This is a genomic window from Ruegeria sp. B11, assembly GCF_056539785.1.
In genome coordinates this window covers 522230-546596 of record NZ_JBQFVO010000003.1, presented here as the reverse complement: position 1 = coordinate 546596, position 24367 = coordinate 522230, and the positions used below count along the sequence as shown (strand labels likewise).

23 protein-coding genes are annotated in these 24367 nt (G+C 56.0%); 9 read left to right on the top strand and 14 right to left on the bottom strand.

What is annotated here, in order from left to right; translation table 11 throughout:
- Positions 1-492: 492 nt before the first annotated feature.
- Positions 493-765, bottom strand: a complete 273-nt coding sequence (locus ACR0I1_RS14370; protein WP_480706971.1) for a hypothetical protein — start codon at positions 763-765, stop codon at positions 493-495.
- A 59-nt stretch (positions 766-824) separates the two neighbouring features.
- A complete protein-coding gene (locus tag ACR0I1_RS14365; RefSeq protein WP_480706970.1) occupies positions 825-1517 on the bottom strand; it encodes an SOS response-associated peptidase in 693 nt (230 codons plus the stop codon).
- 133 nt (positions 1518-1650) lie between these two features.
- Between ACR0I1_RS14365 and ACR0I1_RS14360 the strand changes: the two genes are divergently transcribed.
- Complete coding sequence (locus ACR0I1_RS14360; protein WP_480706969.1) at positions 1651-2043, top strand: GFA family protein; 393 nt, start codon at positions 1651-1653, stop codon at positions 2041-2043.
- Between the two features lie 466 nt (positions 2044-2509).
- Here ACR0I1_RS14360 and ACR0I1_RS14355 read toward each other — a convergent pair whose 3' ends face one another.
- The 9 genes from ACR0I1_RS14355 to ACR0I1_RS14315 all read right to left on the bottom strand — a co-directional run bounded on the left by ACR0I1_RS14355 (position 2510) and on the right by ACR0I1_RS14315 (position 8031).
- Complete coding sequence (locus ACR0I1_RS14355; protein WP_480706968.1) at positions 2510-2857, bottom strand: hypothetical protein; 348 nt, start codon at positions 2855-2857, stop codon at positions 2510-2512.
- A complete protein-coding gene (locus ACR0I1_RS14350) occupies positions 2854-3099 on the bottom strand; it encodes a hypothetical protein (RefSeq protein WP_480706967.1) in 246 nt (81 codons plus the stop codon). The genes ACR0I1_RS14355 and ACR0I1_RS14350 overlap by 4 nt, the downstream gene beginning before the upstream one ends.
- A 220-nt stretch (positions 3100-3319) precedes the next feature.
- Positions 3320-3763 (bottom strand): DUF5681 domain-containing protein, encoded by a 444-nt coding sequence (locus ACR0I1_RS14345; RefSeq protein WP_480706966.1) that lies wholly within the window; start codon positions 3761-3763, stop codon positions 3320-3322.
- A gap of 104 nt (positions 3764-3867) precedes the next feature.
- Positions 3868-4950 carry a bifunctional DNA primase/polymerase gene (locus ACR0I1_RS14340; RefSeq protein WP_480706965.1) on the bottom strand — a complete coding sequence of 361 codons (1083 nt, stop codon included), beginning with the start codon at positions 4948-4950 and terminating at the stop codon, positions 3868-3870.
- Positions 4950-5159, bottom strand: a complete 210-nt coding sequence (locus tag ACR0I1_RS14335; RefSeq protein WP_480706964.1) for a transcriptional coactivator p15/PC4 family protein — start codon at positions 5157-5159, stop codon at positions 4950-4952. Before ACR0I1_RS14335 ends, ACR0I1_RS14340 begins: the two co-directional genes overlap by 1 nt.
- Before the next feature lie 100 nt (positions 5160-5259).
- A complete protein-coding gene (locus tag ACR0I1_RS14330) occupies positions 5260-5619 on the bottom strand; it encodes a hypothetical protein (protein ID WP_480706963.1) in 360 nt (119 codons plus the stop codon).
- A 120-nt stretch (positions 5620-5739) separates the two neighbouring features.
- Positions 5740-5964 (bottom strand): helix-turn-helix domain-containing protein, encoded by a 225-nt coding sequence (locus ACR0I1_RS14325; RefSeq protein WP_480706962.1) that lies wholly within the window; start codon positions 5962-5964, stop codon positions 5740-5742.
- Between the two features lie 139 nt (positions 5965-6103).
- Positions 6104-6859: a hypothetical protein gene (locus ACR0I1_RS14320; RefSeq protein WP_480706961.1), complete on the bottom strand. Its 756-nt coding sequence runs from the start codon at positions 6857-6859 to the stop codon at positions 6104-6106.
- The gene (locus tag ACR0I1_RS14315; RefSeq protein WP_480706960.1) at positions 6856-8031 is read right to left on the bottom strand and encodes a tyrosine-type recombinase/integrase; all 1176 of its coding nucleotides are present in this window, start codon (positions 8029-8031) and stop codon (positions 6856-6858) included. The genes ACR0I1_RS14320 and ACR0I1_RS14315 overlap by 4 nt, the downstream gene beginning before the upstream one ends.
- Positions 8032-8433: 402 nt before the next feature.
- Here ACR0I1_RS14315 and ACR0I1_RS14310 point away from each other — a divergent pair, with 402 nt between their 5' ends.
- From ACR0I1_RS14310 to lptF, 7 genes are all read left to right on the top strand, one after another.
- A complete protein-coding gene (locus ACR0I1_RS14310; protein WP_480706959.1) occupies positions 8434-11739 on the top strand; it encodes an adenylate/guanylate cyclase domain-containing protein in 3306 nt (1101 codons plus the stop codon).
- A 120-nt stretch (positions 11740-11859) separates the two neighbouring features.
- The gene (locus ACR0I1_RS14305) at positions 11860-13425 is read left to right on the top strand and encodes an FAD-binding oxidoreductase (RefSeq protein WP_170512877.1); all 1566 of its coding nucleotides are present in this window, start codon (positions 11860-11862) and stop codon (positions 13423-13425) included.
- A gap of 39 nt (positions 13426-13464) precedes the next feature.
- Entirely contained in the window at positions 13465-15138 is a 1674-nt protein-coding gene (locus ACR0I1_RS14300) for a hypothetical protein (protein ID WP_480706958.1), read from the top strand.
- The gene (locus tag ACR0I1_RS14295; RefSeq protein WP_480706957.1) at positions 15131-16891 is read left to right on the top strand and encodes a ferritin-like domain-containing protein; all 1761 of its coding nucleotides are present in this window, start codon (positions 15131-15133) and stop codon (positions 16889-16891) included. The genes ACR0I1_RS14300 and ACR0I1_RS14295 overlap by 8 nt, the downstream gene beginning before the upstream one ends.
- On the top strand, positions 16888-18198 hold the full coding sequence (locus ACR0I1_RS14290; protein ID WP_480706956.1) for a radical SAM protein: 1311 nt from the start codon (positions 16888-16890) through the stop codon (positions 18196-18198). Before ACR0I1_RS14295 ends, ACR0I1_RS14290 begins: the two co-directional genes overlap by 4 nt.
- Positions 18199-18202: 4 nt before the next feature.
- Positions 18203-19618 carry a flavin-dependent monooxygenase QhpG gene (qhpG, locus tag ACR0I1_RS14285; RefSeq protein ID WP_480706955.1) on the top strand — a complete coding sequence of 472 codons (1416 nt, stop codon included), beginning with the start codon at positions 18203-18205 and terminating at the stop codon, positions 19616-19618.
- 72 nt (positions 19619-19690) lie between these two features.
- Positions 19691-20830: an LPS export ABC transporter permease LptF gene (gene lptF, locus ACR0I1_RS14280; RefSeq protein WP_170402212.1), complete on the top strand. Its 1140-nt coding sequence runs from the start codon at positions 19691-19693 to the stop codon at positions 20828-20830.
- A gap of 2 nt (positions 20831-20832) precedes the next feature.
- On the opposite strand, the gene ACR0I1_RS14275 is transcribed toward lptF, so the two are convergent.
- Positions 20833-21666 carry a LysR family transcriptional regulator gene (locus ACR0I1_RS14275; protein WP_170402209.1) on the bottom strand — a complete coding sequence of 278 codons (834 nt, stop codon included), beginning with the start codon at positions 21664-21666 and terminating at the stop codon, positions 20833-20835.
- 102 nt (positions 21667-21768) lie between these two features.
- Between ACR0I1_RS14275 and ACR0I1_RS14270 the strand changes: the two genes are divergently transcribed.
- The gene (locus ACR0I1_RS14270) at positions 21769-22359 is read left to right on the top strand and encodes an HD domain-containing protein (protein WP_170594308.1); all 591 of its coding nucleotides are present in this window, start codon (positions 21769-21771) and stop codon (positions 22357-22359) included.
- Here the strand turns inward: ACR0I1_RS14270 and speB are convergent.
- Together speB and nspC are read right to left on the bottom strand one after the other, a co-directional pair.
- On the bottom strand, positions 22356-23198 hold the full coding sequence (speB, locus tag ACR0I1_RS14265) for an agmatinase (protein WP_480706954.1): 843 nt from the start codon (positions 23196-23198) through the stop codon (positions 22356-22358). The genes ACR0I1_RS14270 and speB overlap by 4 nt on opposite strands.
- On the bottom strand, positions 23195-24364 hold the full coding sequence (nspC, locus tag ACR0I1_RS14260) for a carboxynorspermidine decarboxylase (protein WP_480706990.1): 1170 nt from the start codon (positions 24362-24364) through the stop codon (positions 23195-23197). The genes speB and nspC overlap by 4 nt, the downstream gene beginning before the upstream one ends.
- Positions 24365-24367 lie beyond the last annotated feature (3 nt).

Genomic DNA, 24367 nt, shown 5'->3' with positions numbered 1-24367 from the left:
CGCCACTAAGTGAGGTAAATCAGCACCTCATGGCTTTCTGGAAATATCGTTTGTTTTCAGTGTTGGCTTTCCGTCATTGCGGAAAGGAATAGCGAGCCCAATGCTGAGGCGGTTTCCCAATAGCGGCAAAATTAACGCATTGGTTCTTGTGACTAACTGCTTGGTATTGCTTTTTTCTTTAGAGGTTGCGTAGCATTCCCACGCGATATTGCGTCTGAACTGGTGCAGGATCGAAGCAACGAGGGCTAATGTGGCAGGGTACTCTGAGGCAAGGTCAACGCTCAAAGGGATCGAGGTTCCACGTGACCTCGTTGGTAAGCCTGCCGGTGTCTTTTTTCTGCTAAACGAGATTGAGCGCCGGAAGTCGCAATCAAAAAGCGCGACGGATAGCGGGCCGTTCGAGCTGAAGCCATTCATGCTAGTGGATGAGTTTATCTTTAATCGGCGTGCTTGAACACAATCAAATGGAACCTGGCGAACGACTAAGAGTGACTAACGCTCTCGATTCATAGCTGCCATGAGTTTGAAAGAGCCGCTGCCGCACAGGTCCGCTTCACCTTGCGCAAGCTCTAGGTCAAATGCCTCAATGAACGGCGCAATCAATTGCTCGTCCAGCATATAGAATGACGTCGCATCCCGAGATCCGCGCGATAGCACACTATCCGCATTCCAGCCCCAACGTCCCCGACCAGCATGAACATCAAGCCAATTGTGGATCTCATGAAGCCGATATCCGAACCCCTCCTCAGGAACCTGTACACGCACCCTAATAGGGAAGTACTTTTCATCCGCTGCTTTCTTCGGGGATCTGCTGCGCGTGGCCATTATGCGTCGATAACGTCGATTAACTCCGGCCCGTCATCGTCGCGGCCAATCGGCGCGACCTTGTGGAAGCGCATACGTCCATCCCATTCCTTGCCCAAGTTCTGCGCTTCGTCGTGGTCAATCTGACCTGACATCCATGGCACAAGGTTCTCATTCGTCAGAATAACCGGTGACCGTGCATGTATGTGTTCGATTTGATGCAACGCAGGGCGGGTGAGAATTGTGCAGGTGTTCAGACCAGACGAGAGGCGCGAGTAGAGGCCTGCGAAATACATGCAGGGGTCATTGGTATCTGTCTTGATAACCCAAGGCTGTTTGGCCCCCTTAGGGCCTGTCCATTCATAGTAGAAACTGGCCGGGATAATGCACCTGCTGCTTTTCCATGCGACCCGGAACGAACCCAGTTTATGTGCCGTTTCTATCTTCGCGTTGAAGGTGGTGGGTTTCCATTGCGCCACGTCTTCCTTGAACCAGTGCGGTACAAGCCACCAGCGTGCCGTAGAGCTAATAAGTCGGTCGTCATGGATGAACGCTATATCCAACATCTGAGTTGGCTTGACGTTCCAGCTCATGGACAGGTCTTGAGCGTTTGGGTCGCGCTCAGTTGGGACAGGAACTCCGTTCACGATCCAGTTCTGCAGGGCATATAGCTCTGCCCACGTCATTTCGGGTCTGCCGAGTCGTCCGCACATTTGGTGAGCATAGCGAAATTAGGGGAACGTTTGGTGAACTTTTTGATGGTTGGCGACGAGATTGATGATAGTTGTGCGGACGGAGCAGACATTTCAGTCATCGCGTCGTAGAGTGATGTCACAGGGGGGAGACATGTCCGAATACGTCACCGGTGGATGCAAATGCGGCTTGGTACGCTACGAAGGCAGACGCCTTAATGTGCCCATGTTTCGTTGCCATTGTCGCGATTGCCAACAACTAACTGGTGGTGGTCATTCGGAGATGCTGCCACTTGCCATCAGTGATTTCTCAATTAGCGATAACTGCAAAACATTTGAGATGCTTGGAGGATCAGGTCGACCGACCTTCAGCGGCTTCTGCCCGAATTGTGGGTCTCAACTTACCAGAAACAGTCGTCGTATGAGCGACCGGATATATGTCCACGCAGCATCCCTAGACGATCCGAATTTGTATCGCCCTGAAAAATCCATCTACTCCAGTTCTGCGCAAAACTGGGACAAATGTGCAATCATAGAGGGTGAGTAAGGGCTCCAAAGCCGACCATCCGACTAAATCGATGTGATGGCGTAGACCTTGTAACTTTCTGAAACTGGCCTGCCAAAAACCCCCCATTTATAGCGGGCTGAATATGGCGGGGATTTTGTGCTATACTGTGCAGGCCTCCCGGTTCGGGAGTAGGGGAAGTACCCACCGTCTCACAAATGATTGAGAGTGAAGGTGGTGAGGGGCTGGATGAGGGGGTCTTAGCCAGCCCCTCTCTCTTGAGGGGGTATCCGGAGTGGTAGTGTTGTTCCGTTAAACCCAATCTACCCCGGTAGCGCCTTGTCCGAAATTGGGGGATTCCCGTAGACCCCTTATTTTCTTATCTCAGACACAATTCAAACACGCTGCACCGATACCAAGCAGGTGCGGCGCGTCGTGATGGGATTAGCGATTTCTATGAGGGGGTACGAGTTTGGCGCGTCGTACCTCCAACCAGCAAAGCTGTTCTCTAGGCACTTGAACCTCCATCGCTCTTAAGTTCTGCCAAAAAGTTTGGATCGTGCGCATCTATGAACGCATCAAGCGCTTCTCCGCATCGTTCCAGCGTCGGAGTGTCCAACAGTTTATAGAACTGCTCAGCGGGCCCGGAGCGTGCCTTGACCAATTCGAGATGGACACGTTGCTTGAAGTCGGATTCCGACTCCTCATCGAGTCGATTGACGCGGTCCAATCCAAGCTGAGGCAGCTCAGCGGCGGTCAATTCACCGGTTGGACCTCTGATAAACTCTGGGCAAAGGGACTCTGCTTCGATTGGTGCAGCCCTTTCCAGCTTTCCAATTCTTGTTCGGATATTCATTCCATTCCCTCCACCGCGCGTTCTACACGGGCTTTGAAATCATCCCGCGTTTCGTCTTCGAATCTTGATAGCTGGCCACCCGCTTTCGGGCCTTTCATGATATAAGCCAGCCGGGGCTCACCCCCTTCTTCGGTTTCATTACCCGTAGCTTGAAGTTTGCAAATAAAGATAGCGCTTGGTTTGAGGCCACCTGTTTCCGGGGATCTGCTTTCCATTTTTTGAATGCGTGATTTTAGACTCATTGGCTTTGCTCCTTGAGTGCCTTGTCGGCTCTGGCCAAGAAAGCTTCGTCTGTCTCGGTTGCATTCCTGCGAAACAGTTTGCCAAAAGCCCGAATTGTCGCGAGCCGCTCTGTTATCCGACCGTCGACGCACCGGCTGACGATTGTGCGAATGACTGTGAACTGACGTGGTCCGTCTGCATTTCGCGTCTCCAGCTTTGTAACACGCTTAGAAAGTCCGCTCATTTTGTCGCCTCCAATGCCGCAATACGTTTCTCCAAATCGGTCGTCTCAAGAACACGCCTGTATTGCTCTACGAGCCCCATGACCGTTGCTCCCTCCAGCGGAGTAATTTCACCATCGGAAACCGCCTTCAGCACCGCCCGCGAGGCTTTCGAGGCCTCGCTAGCAGTGCTGATAGGTGGAATCTCGAAGTTGACTGGTGCGTCCTTTCTGGTGGGCGCTATCCGTTCCAGGCAAAGACGAAGGGCCATGGTGTCGCCCTCCAGCGCCATCTCGACTGCCTTCTGAGTGATTGCCTCAGATTGGCCCTCAAGCAGTTCCTCAACCGCTCGTGTGACCCTGTGCCGGGTTCCTCTGGGCTTGCCGGGATTGCCTAGCGCGAATTTGCCGTTCTCGTCCGTGTACGTATTGGCCACGTTTTTTCGTTCGGATTCATCCGTCATTGCTCATGCCTCGCTTGTTGGATCGTTGGTGGTTTTCGGGCGCAAAGCCCCTTTTGACCGCTTCCGGTCAACATATGTAATTATTAAACCCCTCCCCCCCTGCATTAGGACACCTCCTTTGCCGAGTGCAGTGAATGCACGTTGGGCAATTCAGGCGTGATCCGCAGAAGCCGGTAAGTCCGGCAGCTCCGTCCAACCGAGTAATCTTTCGCGACACCAAGGAGTCCCGCATCACATAGCGATTTGATGGCGTCCGAAAATCGGCGGCGACCCAAACTGGTGTGACCCGCCTTAGCCATTCCCGCGTGGTCCAGTGCGAACGTTTTTCCGATGATATGACCATGGTTAGCCTGCAGGGTTACCAGCAGTGCGATTGCATCGGATGCGTTGCTGTAGTCTGACAGCTTATCCAAAGCGGCTCGGTTAATGCGAAACTCGCTATCGCGGTCGCGGTACACCTTACCCTCCAGTCTCTTAGTCCAGGCCCAATCGGCGATTTTGCGCAGCTCTAAATCCGGCAGAGTCGCTGGATCTTCACATTCGTCATCACGGATGAAAGCAAGATTGCCGAACAACTCATCGGCGTTTTCTACGGTTTCCACCATTCCGATGGCAGCGAGGCTCAGTTCCCGATTGCGGTTGCCTTTGGGAATCGCATCTTTGCTGGATGTCACCGTGTTTGCTTGCAGCGAAATGGCGGGCAGTTCATCTGCACCAAGTACACCCCGAACTGGATGATAAACGCCGCCGTCAGCTCGGTTTGAGTACGGCCCGACAACATAGCTGCTGGAGCCACGTTTCAGGTCCACAGGAAAGCCCTGAGCACGCAGATTAGGTGCCTGACCGCCGTTGTCGCTGTAGTAAAGGTGAATGCCTCGCGGAGTGGATACCTGAACCGGGGACGCACCGAAGCGCACCTCCATGTCCTTGACCAAAGAGGGGTTGTTCTCGTCGCAATCGATGACGGCCAATCTGGGCAACCGAATCCCATAGCAAGCGCTGCCTTTGCCGTACATCGGCCCCAGTACCCGCTTTAGAGGGTATCTGGAGGCACCTTGCAGGCTGCACAGTGGGGCCTTTGCATCAGACCCGCCACCAAGCGGCAGAAGACTGAAACCAGCCCCATGCAGGCGCGCAATCTCTTCCGCAGGGATTTGGGGCGAGGGGCTATGAACCAAAGCGGTCATTACTCACCCCCGTCCCGCGCCATATCGGTCAGTGCGCGCTGAATATCGGGAAGAAGGGCGGCGCTGAACGCCACCCCCTTTTTCGTCGGGTGTTTTTCTCCGTCTTTCGCGAGATACCAGACACGGAGGTTAACAACGTCACGGCCCATGTATTCGCCACGGGATATGTGGATTTCCTCCTGAGCGTTTTTCTGCACTACAACACTCATGACCGACGCCCCCCGTAGTACAGGGCGGCAACTACACGTGCTGCGGCTTCAGAAAGGCCGTGTTTGCGGCGGATGGTGCGGATCTGGAGGTCTACGGTTCTCATGCCGCCACCCCGCGCTCTTCGATCCGGGTGACCTGATCCAAGAGGTCATAGATACCAAAGCGCGCGCGCCCGGCTTTTGGGTCTTGATCGAACCATACGGTCTCGATGTTGAGACCTTGTTCTTCACGCAGACCCATCACGAAATGGCTCAAGCGGCAGGGAGAAGCGCAATGAACCGGACCATCGATTAGAGCATCCAAGATGCGGCGCTTATTCTTGCTCACCCAGATTTTTCGGCTCTCGCCCGCCTCATCGGTCACGGTGTATTGGGCCGGTGAAGTCTGATAGGGAAGGTCACGCCAGGTGGTGACCCAGAGTGCATTCTTTAGAAGTGTTTCGGGTGTTATGGTTCCCATGTTCGGGTTTCCTTAAGCTTGCGCTTTAGGTCAGAACACGTTACATTTCTTGCAGTCCTGTCACCGACTGAAAACGAAATGCCCCGTGCCCATGTTTGACCCATGGTGCGCGGGTTTCGTTTACGCGGCCTCAGGCTCAACACGTTGAGTCTTGATCCATTCAATCAAGTCCTTGCCGCTGTAGAGAACGCGGCTACCGGCTTTGATGTAGGCTGGGCCTTTTTTCTCGTGACGCCATTTAGCCAACGTTTGGTTAGCGGCGATGCCTTTGTCCGATACATCTTCCGGTGAGTAGTATTCGTCCGGTTGAAACGGCTGCTCTGAAAGCGAAGGAACTGTATTCATCTCTACCTCCTTGAGGCTGTGGCCGCTGTTTGGCGTTTGCCAAGGCGCGGCGTGAATACAGAGCAATTTGAAGATATTGTCGGGTATTACATTTACAGCTAAGTCCGAAAACTACCGTCTAGGTGTCAACTTTTGAGGATCAGAGGAACCATTCGAATTCCGTGGCGCATCCGGCCCACGCCCTCATTACGGCCTCTTCGCTGGTCCAATTATTATGCTTCCCCAGCGCTTGAATGATGTCTGTCAGGAAGGTCCCAAACTGACCGGAAAAGGTCTTCGGCGCGGGCTTCTCTTTGGCCGCTATCCAGAAACCGCGGCAACGTTTGACTGTCAGTGCCTTCTGCCATGTTTCCCCGTTTCGCTGGCGATAAGTGAGGTCTTTCATGTTTAGGTCTGACAGGACATTTTTTGCGACTGATTTAGCCGACTTCCCCTGCGTTCCGCGATGCGTTTCAAGGTTGGGTGTATCCGCTGAAACACCAATGTATGAAGACAACGCAGTGCGTATGAAGATTTCTAAGTTGTCATGCGACTTAAATGGCCTCATAGCGAGGGTTGCTTTTTCGTCGGTGCCATCTTTGGGCAACAGCGTAACCGTCTGCAATCGTGTCATTGGTTCGTCATTGGCAAGATTGTCAGACACTTGCCACTCAATTGCCCGCCTTAAATCAGGGTGAAGTGAATACAGTGCCCTAAGCGCTTTTGCTAGGTTGTCCTGAATTTCCTTGACTGCTTTCAACTGCCCGTCTTTCTCGACCGCGTGAACAAAGTCCAAGTCTAGAAACCAACTCGGAACAAGCAAATCGTTATTGACCTCAACAAATTTGCGGCCCAGATGATGCGCGCAGACCTCAAAAATTGCGGCTGGTGTGCCAAGGTCAGACCTAATCATCATTTCGAGATACTCACTATCGTGCGCTCTGGTTTTGTACCGCTAATCAAAGCTGAGACAGTCGCAGCAAGTACCTCCAATGCCTCGCGTTTTTCATCACGATACGTCGCCCGGTCATAGATTGCCGTGACACTGCTGTCTGAGTGACCCAATACGCGTTCAACAATGAAACGGTTAGCTTTTCCGACGTCGTTGCCAGTGGTCATAAGCGTGGCCGCTGTTCGCCTGATATCGTGAAATCGCCAATCAGAAGTACCAGAGGATTTCTGAAGCTTTGTCTTCAGCTTCGATCCGGGCCAGATTGGCTTTTTTCCGGTTGTGGTGAACACATACTCACCACGCCGTTTTACACCGGCAATCAGCGCTGCGAGAGATTTTGACAAAGGAACCTCATGGGCCGTCGCGTTGGCAGTGCGCGTCGACTTTACCTTGTCCCTTGGAATGGTCCAAACGTCGCCCTGTATCTCGTCATAGCGCATCTGAGCAACGTTGCTGATCCGTTGAGCGCTTAACATCAATGCCTGAGTGAAGGGACCGAATGGATATGGCATCTCGCAAGCCGTAGCATAAAGCGCAGCCCATTCATCAACGGACAAAACCCTGTCCCGGTTTCCCGCCTTCGCGCCAACCTTCAACTTCTCCCAAGGGTTAGTCTTAATCATCTGTTCTTCGGCACACCACGCCAGAAACGGGCGTAGGTAGCTGACAACGGCACCCGCTCGGATCGGGGACGACTTCTTGCTGACGTAAGTTCTCAGGTCCTGGCCGTGATAAAATGAAAGGTCAGTCGCTCGAATGTGGCCGATGCGATCCTTGGCCCAGATGTCCCATACGGATTGAATGTCGTGCCATGTCCGTAACTCACCCTCGCGCGCGGCTTTGTAAGCATCGAACAGGTCGGAGACTGTTTTGGCACTATTGTCAGTGCGCATTGTGTGGGCTTGCTCCTTGGCTTCCTCGGCCAATTTGCGGGCCTCTTTAACACTGACAGTTGGGAACGTGCCCAACCTTTCGCGTTGGCGTCGCTTGCCGCGAGGAATTACCACCTCCCACACCTTTTGCCCGCGTTTTCCAACTCGCAGAACCAGTCCGCGCACAATCTCGTCTCGCACCTCATAACCCTTGTCCTTGGGCTTGAGGTTTTCTGCTTTGCGCTCGTTCAGTCGGAGTTTCATTTTTTGTGCGTTTTTTGTGCGTTTTGTGTGTTAGACAGCGATATCTGTAAATATACAGGGTTACCCAATCCCAGCAATTACATATGGTTAGATATGTGTAGATAACTCAGGATATTAAAGACCCACGAACTCCAAAACCGTAGGTCGCGGGTTCGAACCCTGCTGCCCCTGCCATTTCCCACCCGACAAGCGAAATTCCTGCAACAGAGGCGTGGGCTTGGTGCTTACGTGTGGCGCAATTCACTTGACGTGTGCGGCAATAAAGAAAAAGCTTGATCAAGGCTGAAGGAAAAGCCATCAGGACTGTCCAGCTAATGTGCTAAAGTCGTTCGGCTTTTGTGTCACAATATGCAAGCCTGACCGGGTAGGGGAACCCGGAGACGATCGGGGACAACGGGGATAATGACAGAGATCGACGCATTCCTTGAAGAACACGGGCTGTCGAAGTATGCGCCGGTATTCGCGTCGAACGAAGTTACATTGGCCGATCTCGCACACCTCTCCGAACATGATTTGATCGACCTTGGGCTGCCACTTGGACCAAGGCGCCGATTGATGGCCGCATTGGGGCAGGCGCGGGATGCCAATCCGACACCGGTGCAAGGCAGTGGGAAGATTGTCGCCGAGCGGAGGCAACTGACAGTTATGTTTGTTGATCTGGTTGGCTCGACTGCCATGTCCGAGCGGCTTGATCCCGAAGACTTGGGGGAGCTGCTTCGGCGGTTCAAGGAAATTTGCTCGACTTCGGTTGCTCGCTTTGGTGGACATATCGCCGATTTCATGGGTGACGGGGCGATGATCTATTTCGGGTATCCTCACGCGGTGGAAGATGCGGCCTCGCGCGCCGTTCATGCGGGTCTGGATATTCTTGAAGGATTGAATCGCATGGAAGGCCAGGAACGTCTGACTGCGCGGGTCGGTGTTTCGACCGGTCTTGTCGTTGTGGGCGAGATCCATGGCGAAGGGTTGAAGGAGCATGACGTGGTCATGGGGCGGACACCCAATCTGGCAGCACGTTTGCAGAGTTTGGCCGAGCCCAATACACTGATCATCAGCCCATCCACTCGCAGATTGGTGGGCAATGCATTTGAACTGCAGGATCGCGGGTCTTTCGCACTGAAAGGGTTTTCGGAACCGATACAAGCCTGGAGCGTCACAGGGCAGGCGCGGATCGAGCGCAGATTTGACATAATGCCTGATGCCGGTTCTGGTCGGCTCATTGGGCGCCAGGCAGAGTTCCGCAAGCTGACCGACAAATGGAATGAGGCAAGTCAGGGCGCTGGACAATCGGTTCTTGTCACTGGCGAGGCGGGGATCGGCAAATCACGCCTGATTGAGGGGCTTAGCCAAGAAGTGCTGGATCAAGGCGCGCTTCGCCTGAACTTCCAGTGTTCGCCCTTTCATGCCAACTCGGCACTTTATCCGATCATTCAGCATCTGGAACGCGCAGCAGGATTTGCGCCGACAGACAACGATGAGGATAAACTGGGAAAACTCTCGTACCTCTTGCGCCATCACCCGCCTGAGCATGTGCGCCTGATCGCCGATTTGTTGAGCGTTGATGCTGATGCTACGCTGGGGCCTCTTGACCTGCCGCCGCAAGTGAAGCTTGAGAAGACGTTGGAGGCAGTGACAGAACAGCTTGCGACGTTAGCGCGAGAACGACCGGTGTTGCTGTTGTTCGAAGATGCGCATTGGGTTGATCCGACCACCTTATCTCTTACAGATCGGGTGATCGAACATATTCGGGACTTACCGGTGCTGATCGTCGTAACAGCACGTACCGGTTTCGATCCGGGTTGGGGTCACCACAACAATACCCTGCGTATACCTCTCAAGCGTTTGACCAATCGGGATGTGGCTGAGATCGTAGCTGAGGTGGCGGGGGGGCACCCAGTACCACCCGAGGTTTGCGACCTTATTGCGGCCAAGACGGATGGCATTCCGCTTTATGTTCAGGAAGTGACCCGCGGTCTTTTGGAATCGGGGCAATTGCGCTTGAGCGACAAGGGGTATGTTGTACGCGGCCCCCTGCCATCGCTTTCAGTTCCCAGCACGTTGCAGGATTCGCTGATGGAGCGTTTGGACCGTTTGGGCAAGGCCAAAGAAGTGGCGCAAACCGGCGCCGTGTTCGGGCGGCAGTTCTCGATCGCGTTGCTGGCCTCTGTTTCGTTTCTGTCTCCGACGGTTCTGCAGGCCGGACTGGAACAGCTCTCATCGGCCGGGATCATTCTTCAAGCCCCGGATACGGCAGAGGATGAGTTCATCTTCCGCCACGCATTGATTCGCGACATGGCTTATGACAGCCTGCTGCGCACGGAACGGCAGTCGCTGCATGACCGCGCGGCGGGTGCGTTGCTAGAGAACCAGCCGCAACTGGCCCAGACTCAGCCCGAGGTTCTGGCACAGCATTACACGTTGGCCCAACGCGCGGATGAGGCCGTGATGCACTGGCAAAGCGCGGGGCGTCGAGCGATCGAACGCTCGGCCCAGGCTGAGGCGTTGACCCATCTGTCGAAAGCTCTGGATCAGCTTGCCGATCTGCCAAAGAGCCGTGCACGGGATTTGCAAGAGATCGACATCCAGATTCTGCGTGCCGGTGTCCTGCGCTCAACAAGCGGTATTTCAGGGGATGCGACGGGTGAGGCCTATGGGCGTCTGCGCGAACTATGTCACCGAGCCGACGAGACCGAGCGGCTGTTTCCTGTGCTCAACGGGCTATATGCATTCCATCTTGTGCGTGCCGAATATCGATTGGCGAAAGGCGTGGCTGCGCAGATCCTCGATCTGGCGGCGACAAGCGGCAAGACCGAACACCGTATGGTCGGTCATCGCGCCATGGGGGCGGTGCAATTGCATCTGGGCAACCTGTCAGATGCAAAGCGCCATCTTGAGCAAGCTTGGGCGCTTTATGATTTTGATCAGCACAGCCAGCTAGCCTATGTCTATGGAACGGATCATGCCGCGATTACATCAGCATTTCTGGGCACATGTTATTGCCTGATGGGTCGGCATCAAGATGCCCTGCAGGTGCAGAATACAGCGCTGGAATGGTCCAAGAACCTCAAGCACGCGCATAGTGTGGCGCAGATCTTGGTTTACATGTGCAAGGTTCACCTGCTGGCGCGCGACATCCCTGCATTGCAAAGGGATGTTAAGGCGCTGTCCGAAGTCGCCGAGGAGCATTCGCTACCCTTTATGGCGACCATTGCGCGGTTATGGGAAAGCTGGGCAAAGGCGACCACGACCTCTGAAGTCGAACATATCGAAGACCTGCGTCAGGCGTCGGAAGACTGGTGGTCGGTTGGGGCCGGAAATTACAAGACTTTCTTCCCTTCGCTGATTGCCGAGATTCAGACAAACGCCGGCCATCACGACGCTGCGCATCAGACTCTGACGCACGCCAGAGATGTTCTGAGCAAAACCGAAGAGAAATGGGCCGAGGCCGATCAACTGCGTATTGAGGCCGCCCTTGTAGCCAAGACCGGGGGCGATCCTGAACCACTGCTGTTGCGTGCTATCGAAACAGCGCAAAGGCAAGGCGCGCGGCTTTACGAGCTTCGTGCGGCGGTCGCGTTGGCGGAGTGGCGGCAACACCGAGGCGAACCGGTTGGTGAGGCGTTGAATTCGGTCATGTCGCATTTCCATCAAGATGCCCAACTGCCGGACCTCAAAGACGCACGAGCGTTGATGGAAACGATTACTTGACCCGAAGGCCAACTTACTGCCAGCTTGGGCGCGGGCAGAGTTGGTATGATACCTGAATTTCGACTTTTAAGCGCTGGGTCACCAGTCCGGCGCCCCGCTCTTGTGGTATGAGGAGACCTAATGCGTAAGATCAGCAAAACACTTCTGGCCAAGGATGTATTGGCGCAAAGCCGTACCGATCTGGCGCTGCAGCAGTACCATTCGATCACGCCCGATGAGATACGTGAATTTGAGAAGAAACTGATCGGAACGGTCACTTTGCCAACCGACGCGGATTACAACAATGACCGGCAGGTTTGGAATCCGGCTTTCCAGGACTACCCAGAGATCATCGTCTATTGCGAGACCATTCAGGATGTACGCGCCAGCCTTGCTTTCGCGCGCGAGCATGATCTGTGGGTTGTTGCGCGGTCAGGGCGTCACAGCACGGCGGGGTATTCGGTCAATAACCAGATGGTGCTGGATACCAGCCGAATGCGTTACGTGACCGTCGATCCAAAGGTGCCGATGGCCTATGTCGGTCCGGGCACACCGTTCAAGATGCTGAATTCGGAGTTGAACTCTTATCACCTGCACGTGCCGGGCGGGGCCTGTCAGGATGTCTGCGTGGCGGGTTTCATGATGGGCGGCGGCTATGGCTTTACCTCACGCCGGCTTGGGATGGCTTGCGACAGCGTTCTGGGTGTCACCGTGATGCTGTGGGACGGCAGTATCGTGATCGCGGACAAAGACACGAACTCCGACCTCTTCTGGGCCATACGAGGTGGGACCGGCAACAACTTTGGTGTGTTGCTGGAAATCCGCTACCAGCTGCACCAGCTGTATGAAGTCTGGGGTTGCCACATCACATGGCCGTTGGACAAAGCCGCCAAGGCACTGGAGTACCTGCAGGCCAACTACATGCGCACCTGCGAAGATGACCGTTTCGGGGCTTATATCTTTCTGGCCTATCAGGGAGATCGAAAGGTACTGCTGGTGTCGGCGCTCTATGATGGCACGTCCGAAGAGGGGAACGCGTTTGTTCAGCCCCTGCTGAGCGATGAAATCGGCGGCGAGATGGGTGAGGACGACCAGAACTATGGCACCTATCAAGAAATCAACTCATGGCTGTATGACGACAAATATGACATCCCCGTCGTCCCCGATCAGGCGCGTGAAGATAAGCAGGCCGGATATATTGAACGCCAGCTCAACGAAGCCGAATGGCAGCGCGTCGTAGACTACCTCGACAGCACGCCCAACGCTTATGGCGCTGTGGCCATCGAACCCTATGGGGGGGCGATCAATCGGATGCCGTTGGGCAAACAAGGCAATGCCTTCATTCACCGTGATGTGTCGCTGAACTTCTACGTCGATGTGTTCTGGGTGTCGGAAGAAGAAAAAGAGATCGTTGTGCCGTGGCTCGACGGATTCATGGAGCTGATGACCGAAGAGGGCTATTTCATTGACCGCGTCTATCAGAACTATCCACGGCGGACCCAGAAGAACTATCGCTGGCAATACTGGGGCGAGTATTTCAACTCTTTGCTGTTCGTGAAGCAGAAATTCGACCCGCATAATTTCTTCCATTATCAGCAGAGCATTTCGCCGGTGCCGGATGACGCTCCGCCAGACATCATCCGAGATACGTCCAAGTCGATCTTCGACGACCCAACGATCACATACGAGAGCTATTCGAACCCCTGAAAGCGGGGGCTGCCAAGGCCAAACGGGGGAGGGCCCAGTATGGACACGATCCAAGAGATTTTCTTTCTGCCACCCATGGCGGTTGCTCGCCTGGGACCGGGCGAGACACCGCTGGAAAGCTATGAGTGGCAGCAGGACATGGATGCCCATGGCAACAACAAAACGGTCATCCGCTCGAACATAACCCTGCGCGAGATCGAAGATGGCAGTGTCACCGCCTATCTTCCCGATCCCGACACGATCCGCTTTCGCGACGAAGGCGGCGCGCTGCGTCCGGTTGCCCCGTTCTTTGAGCTGTGGGCGCGGATGCATGATGCCGAGACGGGCGAGGAATATGAGACACCGGTGACGCTCGATCTGCTCGACGATCAGGGCCTGTCGCTGCAAAACGTGCGCTATTCGGTCACCGTCGGGAACACCAAGGCCGAGCGCCGGACTGGCGACGCGGCTTGCGGGTTTCGTGCACGGGTCGAGATTGCGGGACAGGATTTCACCCCGAAACCCCTGCTGGCCTTCAGCCCGTATACGTCCGAACAACAGCCGATGGTCTATGAGCATAACCCGATCCCGCTAGGCTCAATCCGTGTGATGCATCCTGTGCAGGGTCATGATGAACCGGTCGAAGGGGAGTTCATCGACCGCAGCATCCTGCGCCTGCGCTTTATGCCTCCGAAAGGTGAGGTTTATGGCCCGCCTGATGCTGCATACGGTCCGGCGACGCTGGCCGTACCGGGCTATCAGAACGACCCGCCGAAATCGGAATATGGTCGCATCCACGAAATCGTGCCCGAACAGAACCGCATCCTGAACCCCGACACCCCTTGGTCGAAATGGATCATGATGTCCGGCACCTCGGACGACCCTGAGCCGCACGATAGTTACGACGGTGCCCGTGTGGGCAATGACCAATCCTGGGGAGTGGCCGATGACACCAGCGATGGCGTGATCGAGGCGACGCTGGCAGTACGTGGCGAACGCCTGACCGCGCGCGCCACGATCATGACCGGACCACCCGATTTTGCACCTGATGCGCGGCCGTTCTACAGCCTTGAGGATGATCTGGCCGATCGTGATCTGTCGCTAATCTCGGTAACTGAAGAAAACTACATCCAGGCCAAAGACGAGGTGGTCGATATCTTCCGCCGCGCCTTCGAGACCAACAGCCTGATCAACCTCGACGATATCCGCGCGCAAGGTTTGAAGGACAATGCCAAATTACAGGCGAAAACCGGGATTTCCCCGACGCCGGGCCTGCCGTCAACCGATGCGAAATCCATGACGGAGGAGGATGCAAGGCCGCCGGACAAGATCGACGAACTGATCCGCCCGCAACCGATCTCGGTCTTTTCGAACTCCGTGCCGAATGATCGGCTGCCCTATACAGTGGCGACGAAGTTCGTGCATGAGCAGTTGATTGACGAGGCCAACCTGCTGGATTTCCTACGCCGTCGCCCGGATTTCGTTAAAACACTGCTGCGTCCACCATATGGTATCCTGACCGAGCTTGAAACCGACCCGAACCCTGATCAAAATCCGAACCCGGATTTTCGCGATCCTCGGATTATCCGCGACTCGATGCACGACGCGCGGATGCCGCCCTATATGCGCGATTCCAACTATTACCCGCTGTCGCTGTCGCGCAGGCAGTACCATCTGGTGATCTCGTTCATCGACTATCTGGTTGCACAGGAAACGGAGGCTCAGAATGTCTGATCAGCCCGGCCAAATCCGCGTTAAACCCCGCAACCTGACCGCCCGCGCGGCCTATAAGGTACCGGGCAACCCCGACAACACGCGACTGGACGGATCGGTGGGGAATTGCTTTCCCGGTCTGGAAATGGATGTGCGCAACCTGGACCGCCGCTTTTTCCCCGGTCTGGTGTTCAACGCCGCGCGGGTGCCGCTGAACCCCGTGCCCGAGGCGCCGAAGAATTCACAGGGCTTCCATCTGGTTTTTGTGGACTATTTCTATGATCCGATGCTGCCTGACAACAGCCCCGAGGAGTGGGTGCAGACGCTGTTGGAGGCCTACAGCGGTGACATCGGCGCAAAGCTCAGCCAAGGTCGCTGGTTCCTGTCATGGGTCGAGCAGAGCGGTAAGCGCATCACTTTCAAGGAGGAAGACGGCACACCCTATGACGGGCTGATGATTTGGCGGTTCATCCGCAGTCTGGAACATGGTGATGACAAACCGGTCAGCATTGCTCTGGAACGGCGCAATCATGAGGGCATCGTGGATACCGAGCAGGTCGTCCTGCACGGATTCCGCCGCCAGTACCGGACCGAGGCCGGGGTCTTCAGCGAAGCCTATGATCCCGGAGAATTGACGCAAAGCCTGTGCAATCCGTGGTCCCATGACTTCCGTGACTGCGGCTGCCACTACTGGCCTTCGAACCACCCCGACGTAGTGATGGCTGAGGTGGCGCATGACGATCAGTTACCCTCGGGTCAGTCAACGAACCCGATCGAGGCAGAGACCTATCTGGATTGGCTGCGCTCGGACAAGTCTCCGTCCGGTAACGTCGCGGCGCTGAATACGGTCGAACAAAACCGCCCCTACCAGATTGACCATTATCAGGTAAATCAGATGTGGAGCGAATTGCCTATCGTCGTTGAAGGCCGCGAAACGGGCGAGGTTTATGAAGTTGATCCCGAAATGCCAGGCGTGGAGCCCTATGACACGCCGCAGGCGATGATCGAGGACCTCAAGACGCGTCTGGCCGCGATGGAGATGACGCTGAGCCTGCAATATCTCTATGCCTATTTTTCGTTGGCGGATCCCGAAACGGCGGATACCCGAAAATGGCCGACGCTGAAAGACGATCTGATATTTGCCCGGCGTTCGGTGCTGGAGGTCGCGATTGGCGAGATGACCCATATGCGCTGGGCGAACCAGTTGCTTTGGGAGCTTGAGCCTGAGGGGTATGAACCCATCTTGACCCCGTCCGAAACTTTGCCGGCGGGCAAGGGTAAGACGCAGCCGCGCGCACTGAGGCCACTAACGGCCGAAGCGCTTGCGGATTTCATCGAGATCGAGCGCCCCGGAGGCTTTATTGACCGCGCTTATGCACAATGTGTGGCGACTTTGGAGCAGGAGGATTTGTTCCCGGAACGCCGCCTTTATGCGCTGGCGGTACGGATCGACACCGACGGGGACGAGCACTTCCTGCGCTTCAGTCAAATGAAGGACGTTTTGGCCAAATACGATACGGGAGAAGGCACGCCTGCCTATTTGCGTCAGATTGAGGTTGGCACTGAGGAGGAGGCCAGGACGGCGCTGGAACTCTACGCTAAGGTCAAGGATGGGTTAGCCAACGCCTATGCGCTTGAAGCGGATGGCAAATTTGAAGACTCCCAGGCCTACATCCAGCAGGTGCGCGATGACATGAAGCTGTTCCGCGTCGAGGGCGAAGCGCTGGCCGCCAAGGGGATTGGCATCCCGTTCTGGACGGAGGGTAAGGCGTGATCCCACCCGCCGCGCAGGTGCATTTCTTTGACACAGGGCATGGAGATCACATGCTGGCCGTTGATGGATCGCGCGTGTTTGATGTGCCTGAGGGGACGGCGGACCAATTCGCAACGATGGACAAGAGAAGTCAGAGCGCTTTCCTCAGGTCCATGGGATTGGATGGAACACCTTTCATCGATGACACGCCGCCTCAGAGTATGCCCGTGAGGTCGCTGTCACTGGCAGTGGCGCAGAAATGCAATCTGGCTTGCACTTATTGCTATGCTGCAGGGGGAGAATTTGGCGGACCCGCGCGGAATATGGAATGGGAAGTCGCCAAGGCTTCGGTTGATCGGCTGGTGGCCGAAGCCGAACCCGGTGTGCGGATCAACCTTGCCTATTTGGGTGGAGAACCTCTGATCAACCGCGATCTGGTGCAACGCACTACGGAATATGCCGTCGATCAGGCGCAGGCCAACGGGTTGAGCGTCGGGTTCTCGATCACAACCAACGGGACCCTGCTACGCCCCGAGGATGCGGCGTTTTTCGAAGCGCATGGATTTGCTGTCACCATCAGTCTGGATGGCGTGGGCGAGGTCCATGACAAGCTGCGCCCGAATCGTGGCGGTCGGGGTAGTTTTGATACGATCCTGAAGCGGGTCGAGCCTTTGCTGGCAGCTCAACACCGTATGCAGGTTGGTGCCCGGGTAACGGTTACGCCGAAGAATATGAACCTGCCAGAGACGCTGGATCGGTTTGTGGGAATGGGATTTCATTCGATTGGATTCTCGCCCATGCTGGCCTCGCCCAACGGTCAGCATGAACTGAACCGGAGTGATTTGGACGAGATGCTATCGCAGATGATCCGTTGCGGCGAAGTTTTCGAGGCGGCGGTAATCGAAGGGCGGCGCTACCCATTCTCGAACATGGCAGCGGCGATGCAGGAGATCCACCGAGGCACCCATCGGCCCTATGCCTGCGGGGCAGGGGGCGGGTATTTTGGCGTGTCCGCTGATGGCGGCCTGTTCGCTTGCCATCGCTTTGTTGAAGACGAAGCCGGAGCCATGGGCAACGTCTATGATGGCCCAGACCTACGGCGCGAGAACTGGTTGGCGGATCGGCACGTGCACACGCAGTCCCCGTGCGGCACCTGCTGGGCGCGGTATCTATGCGGCGGCGGGTGTCATCACGAAGTCATCCATCGCGGACGCCCCGCTTGCGACTACATTCGAGGTTGGTTGCACTATTGCCTTCAAGCCTATGTCCGCTTGTCCGAAGCACGTCCGGATTATTTTGGCGTATCCGCTCAGGTGGCCTCTGCCTGAACGGATGGAGATTGAGACCGAAATCTGCGTGATCGGAGGAGGCCCGGCAGGTAGTTCTGCTGCGCTGAGGTTGGCTCAGCTAGGTCGGCGTGTCTGCCTGATCGAGCGGCAAACGTTCCCGCGCCAGCATGTCGGCGAGTCATTGCCGCCATCAATCTGGCCGATCCTGAACCTGTTGGGGGTCGACGAAACCGTTTCCCAAGCCGGTTTTCTGCGTGCAAGCGGATCGCTTTTGCATTGGGCCGGAGCGTTCGAACGTCGCGGCGTCGACGGTGATCACCCCGGACTTTTGGTTGACCGGGGCCAGTTCGATGCGGTGCTGTTACGTGCAGCACAAGCGGCAGGGGCGCAGGTCGTCCAACCTGCGCGCGCATACCGCCCGGTGCGCCAGCAGTCTGGTTGGGAGATTCCCGTTCGGACCGACACGGGCGCCTTTCGGATCCAGGCACAAATCCTGCTGGACGCAGCGGGACGGCAAGCCGGGCTGGGCCGCAGGTTTCGCCCTGCATCCCAACCTTTGTTGGCGCTTTATGCTTATTGGCACGTGCCGCCGGGCTTTAGCCCGCAAGCCCGTGTCGAGGCGGGACAAGGACATTGGTATTGGGGCGCGTTGTTACCGGGAGGAGTGGTCAACGCAATGGTTTTTGTCGATCCCGACGCCTGCATCGGGCTGCCACCCGCAGATCGACGCGATCTCTATCTGAATCTTCTGGCCCGTTCGACACTACTAGCGCCCTGTCTGGAACAGCGCCGTATCGGGCCTGCGCGGCGGGCGGATGCGACCAGCCAGGCCGAGACAACACCACCAACGCGCGACCTTCTGCGGGTCGGAGAGGCCAGTTTCGCGGTCGACGCTTTGTCGTCGCAGGGGGTGCAATTGGCGATGGGGCAGGCGGTGCAGGCCGCAGCCGTGGTGAACACGCTTCTGACAACCCCCGATCATTGTGATCTGGCCTTGTCTTTTTATGCGGATCGGCAATTCGAGCGTGTGCAGACCCATGCAGCGCTCGCAGCCGATTTCTATGCACGGCAGCATGCTGTCGATCCTTCGCACTTCTGGGCTGAGCGCGCAAAGCCGTTGGATTGGGTAAAGTCTCCAGCGTTCGATCCAAACACGGAGGCGTTGCGTGATGATCAGCCCCTGATCCTGTCACCTCAGGCCAAGCTCATCACTTCCGGCGTGCAAACCACTTCGCATATCGAACCCGGCCTTGTCATAGGGCACCCGAATCTTCCAAGGCCAGTTGCAAATCTGGAGGGCGCAATGCTGGGACCGTTGTTAGAGCGGCTGGGCGCCCCGACAACCACTTTGAACATCATCAAGAGCTGGTCAGAGGTTTTGGCCACACACACGGCGTCGCGCATTCTGCGCTGGCTTTGGTATCATCGCATCGTGATCCCCGCCGCTGATCAGGCTTAATCGAGGTTTCCTCGGCGCGTTGAATGGCCTAAAGTCCGCCGCAACGCCAATCGCCAAGAAACAAGAGGTCGCATGTCGCGTTTTGATGGGTATTTCCTGCGGCAATTGCTGGTGCTGTTTGGCTTTTTCACCCTTGTGCTTGTCGGGGTTTTTTGGATCACGCGTTCGGTCAGCCTTTTTGATCGGGTCATCAGCGGCGGCCAATCGGCGATGGTGTTCCTGGAGTTCACGGCGTTGACCCTGCCGACGCTGATCCGGACGGTCATGCCCATGGCGGTGTTTGCGGCCGCTGTTTACGCCACCAACCGTTTGAGCCGCGAAAGCGAGATGACGGTGATGCTGGCAACAGGCTCCAGCCCGTGGCGACTGGCGCGAGCGGTCTTGGTGTTCGGGCTCAGTGCGGGACTGATGATGGCTGTCATCAGCGTCTTTTTGCGACCTGCATCGGTTGATCAACTGGAATTAAGACAGGATGAAGTTGCCGGAGATGTTACCGCACAGCTGTTGAATGAGGGCGAATTCTTGCATCCAGCAGAAGGTGTAACCGTCTATATCGGCGATATCGATTTGGACGGAACGCTGCGCGAAGTCTTCGTCTCGGACCGTCGCGATGGGATTAACCCTGTCAGTTATTCCAGTGCTACGGCCTATCTGGTCAATCAGGCTTCGGGCATTCATCTGGTTATGCTGGATGGGATTGCGCTGCGGTATGATCAGGCTGGTAACACGCTGTCATCCACGTTGTTCGAAGACGCCTCTTACGACATTTCCGAACTGACCCAGAATTCGAGTATGGGCCATCGCAGCCTTGAAGCCATCCCGACGGTCGAGTTGATCTGGGATCGCGAAGCGGTCTCAGTGAAAGATGATCACAGCATCGGCCATCTGGTGGATGAGCTGCACCAGAGGTTCTCGTGGATTGCGATATGTATTGCGGTCGCATTGGTCGGATATTCGACCCTGATGCTGGGTAGCTTTTCGCGCTTTGGGCTTTGGCCTCAGATCCTGGGTGCCTTTACCATTCTGGTCCTGCTTGAGGGGGTTCGGGGATTCGTATCCCCGTTCGTCATCAATGATCCCAGACTTTGGGGCTTGCTGTATCTTCCCGCCGTTATGGGCGTGCTTGTGTCGGTTCTGTTTTTACTGGCCGCGGGGCGACCCTTGATGCGAAAAAGGGTTCGAAACGGAGCACCAAAGCCGTCACCGGTCTGAAGTCAGCGGCGAAGTTCCTCCAGGCACTGCAGGATGTTTTCAACTTCTTGACTGTCCGAACGGACCACCAAATACAGCGGTAGCATTAAGTCGCGCGCATCTTTCTCGCGCAACAGCTCGCCTGAGTTCAGATGCTGAGTGATGACATAGTCCGGGAAATACCCATACCCGCCACGCTGTAGGAGATAGCGTAAAGCCATCAAGCAATTACCCAGAAAGATAGTTTGACCTGTCGCGAGACGCGCTGTGGAACGGACATGATCCCGGTAGGTCTCGCCCAGTTCTATGTTGACAAATACCCGTTCAGCGTCGGTGTTCGCATCCTTCCTGCTTTGAACCAAAGACAGCCGTTCGGGCGCAAGTTCGTGGAATACCACGCGCCGGTCCGCAGGTTTTTCATGGGTCAGCGCGGCGTCAAGTACGTGGGTCGCAACGGCGTCGACCATATCCAAATCATGGTCGTAATTCAGGGTTAAAAGCAATTGTCCAAACCGTTGTTCAAAGCGAACAGCAAGGTCCACCAGTAACGGATCCCACACGCTCAACTGGGCACCCAGACGCAGTGCCAACCGATTTTGAATCTGTTCAGGCAGGTCGTTGGCTGCGAACGACCACAGCGACAGCATCTGTTCAGCATAGGGTTTGAATTGGCGACCGTACTCGGTCAATACCGTTCCGCCTGCCCCGCGCGAGAACAGCGGTTTGCCTGTTGCGTCTTCCAGGGCCCTGATCCGGGCGCTGACTGCGGTTTGGGTTACATTCAACTTACGGGCCGCTGAGTGAAACCCACCGGTTTCCGCTACGCTTAAAAATGTTTCCAGAGATTTGGTTTGCATATTGAAAGTATTTTTTGATCGTATTGATAAAATCAATTCATTTTTTTGCCTATATCTGCCGCTTTAAAGTGATTTGACGAACGTAGCCAAAGGATTCGCGCGATGCTGGACAAGAGCCACAAACCCACCTGGACCAGTTTTGAAGAGGCGACCAAGGCCGACTGGGATGCGGTCATGGAGTATGAAGAGAGCTACAACGCTGCTTTGCCGGATCGCATACTGGACGCCATTCGTTCACTGGATGAAGAATGGACGCCGTATCCGGTGAATCGCTATCAGCACAGCCTACAGGCCGCGACACGAGCGTATGAGGACGGCGCTGATGAAGAGTTGGTTGTGGCTGCCCTGATCCATGACACCGGCGATATCTTGTCGCCTTATAATCACGGGGAACTGTCCGCCGCGATGATGAAGCCTTATGTCAGTGAGAAGACACACTGGATTCTCAAGCACCACTGCGTGTTTCAGGGCTACTACTACAATCATCATCTAGGTGGTGATCGGAATGCCCGCGACAAATATCGCGACAGCCCGTATTGGGAGGACTGCCGCTATTTTTGCCATGAATACGATCAGAAGGCGTTCGACCCGGACTATCCGACCAAACCGCTGGAGTTCTTCGAACCCATGCTACGCCGCGTTCTGAACAAGGGCGAAGGGCACATGGAACTGAATGAAACCGCGGAGAATTAACAGGCAGCCATTAGGCGATAGACGATCTGGGCGGCGGTAAAATCCCAGGCGGCATTGCCGTTCGGGGCCAGTTCGACGACGTCGAAACCCACACATTTTCGGCCCTTCAGGGCGTGTTCCACCAGGCGCAGGGCTTGATAATATCCCAGCCCGCCTGGGACGGGTGTTCCAGTGGCGGGCATGATTGCCGGGTCCAGCCCATCAACGTCAAAACTGACGTACACCAGTTCGGGAAAATCCTTGGGCAGATCAACCGAGTGGATGTTGCCGGTAACCAGTTCTTCGGCGTCTACATGAAACACGTGATTTTTCAGGCGGCTTTGGGCTTCTTCGGTCGAAAAGGCGCGAACGCCGAATTGCGCCAGACGGATACCTTCTTCGGCAAGAAGATGCATGACTGAGGCGTGAGAATGTTTCTCGCCCTGATAGGCGTTGCGCAGATCAGCATGGGCGTCGATCTGCACGATACCAATCGGTTGGTTTAGAGCGCGGGCAACACCCAACACTGCGCCGTAGCTAAGTGAATGCTCTCCACCTAGCGTCACCGGGATTTTGCCGGCGCGAACGGCCGCTTCCGTGCGTTGGGCTAGGCGTTCCATTATCTCTGACAACGCTGCATCGCAGTCGACGGGTTCTTCGGTCAAGATCCCCTCGACGCAGGGCTCGGCGTGGCCAGTGATGCGTTCCAGTTCATTACTGGCTTCGATAATTGCGTCCGGGCCTTTGGCGGTGCCCGCCCCGTAAGATACAGTGCGTTCCAGCGGCACCGGGATCACACGGAACCGCGCGTCCTCAGTGCGCTCGGATGCGGACAGTTCACTGTCGAGGAAAATACTCATGAGAGGCGGCCTTTAAAGTCGTCATAGCCGAACTGTTTGATGATTTTCAGTTCGTCCGTTTCGCTGTTCCACAGCGCTATAGTCGGCAGCGGAACTCCGTTGAAGGTGTTGGTTTTGACCATCGAGTAATGCGCCTGATCGAGGAAGGCAAAGCGCTGGCCGATTTCCAGTGGTTTGTCCCATGTGTAGTCACCGATCACGTCGCCCGCCAGACAGGACGGGCCGCCCAGGCGATAGGTATGGCCTGCCTCGGCCTCATTCATGAGGGCGGGGCGATAGGGGGCTTCGATGACGTCCGGCATATGGCAGGTGGCCGAGATATCGGTGATCGCAAGGGTCATACCGTTGGTCGGCAAGTCGAGGATTTCGCCAACCAGAATGCCCGCATCCAGGGCCACAGCCTCACCGGGTTCCAGATAGACGTCGATACCGTGTGTCTCACGGATGGATTTGATGAAGGCGACCAGCCCGTCGCGGTCATAGTCATCACGGGTGATATGATGCCCGCCGCCGAAGTTCAGCCATTTGAGTTGGCCAAGGTACGGTTTGAGTTTTGGCTCAACCGCGTCCCAAGTCCGCTGCAACGGCTCGAACCCCTGTTCGCAGAGCGTGTGCATGTGCAGCCCGTCCACGCCACTCATAGTCTCGGCGGTCAATTGGTTGACCGGCGTGCCCAGACGCGAGCAGGGCGCGCAAGGGTCGTATTTGGGGATTTCGCCTTCGGAATGTTCCGGATTGATGCGCAGACCGACCTGTACGCCGGCGGCTTGGGCTTTTGCCAGAAAGCGGTCCTTTTGCGCGGGTGAGTTGAAGATGATGTGGTCCGATAGCGACAGGATTTCGTCCATGTCCGCGTCTTTATATCCGGCGCAGAAGGTTGCGACCTCGCCGCCATATTCTTCGCGGCCCAGCCGGGCCTCGTAGATGCCGCTAGCGCAGGTGCCGCCAAGGTATTGGCGTACAAGCGGGGCCAGCGAGAACATCGAAAACGCCTTGAGGGCGCTCAGAACCTGAGCGCCGGAGCGGGTGCCGATATCGGCAAGGATGTTCAGATTTCGTTCGACAGCTTTTTCATCGACCACGAAGCAGGGGGTAGGTATGCGGTTTAGATCAAACCTGCGGAAAGCTCCTGCATCTCCGGCTTGTGTAGTCATCATGTCGGACAAGAG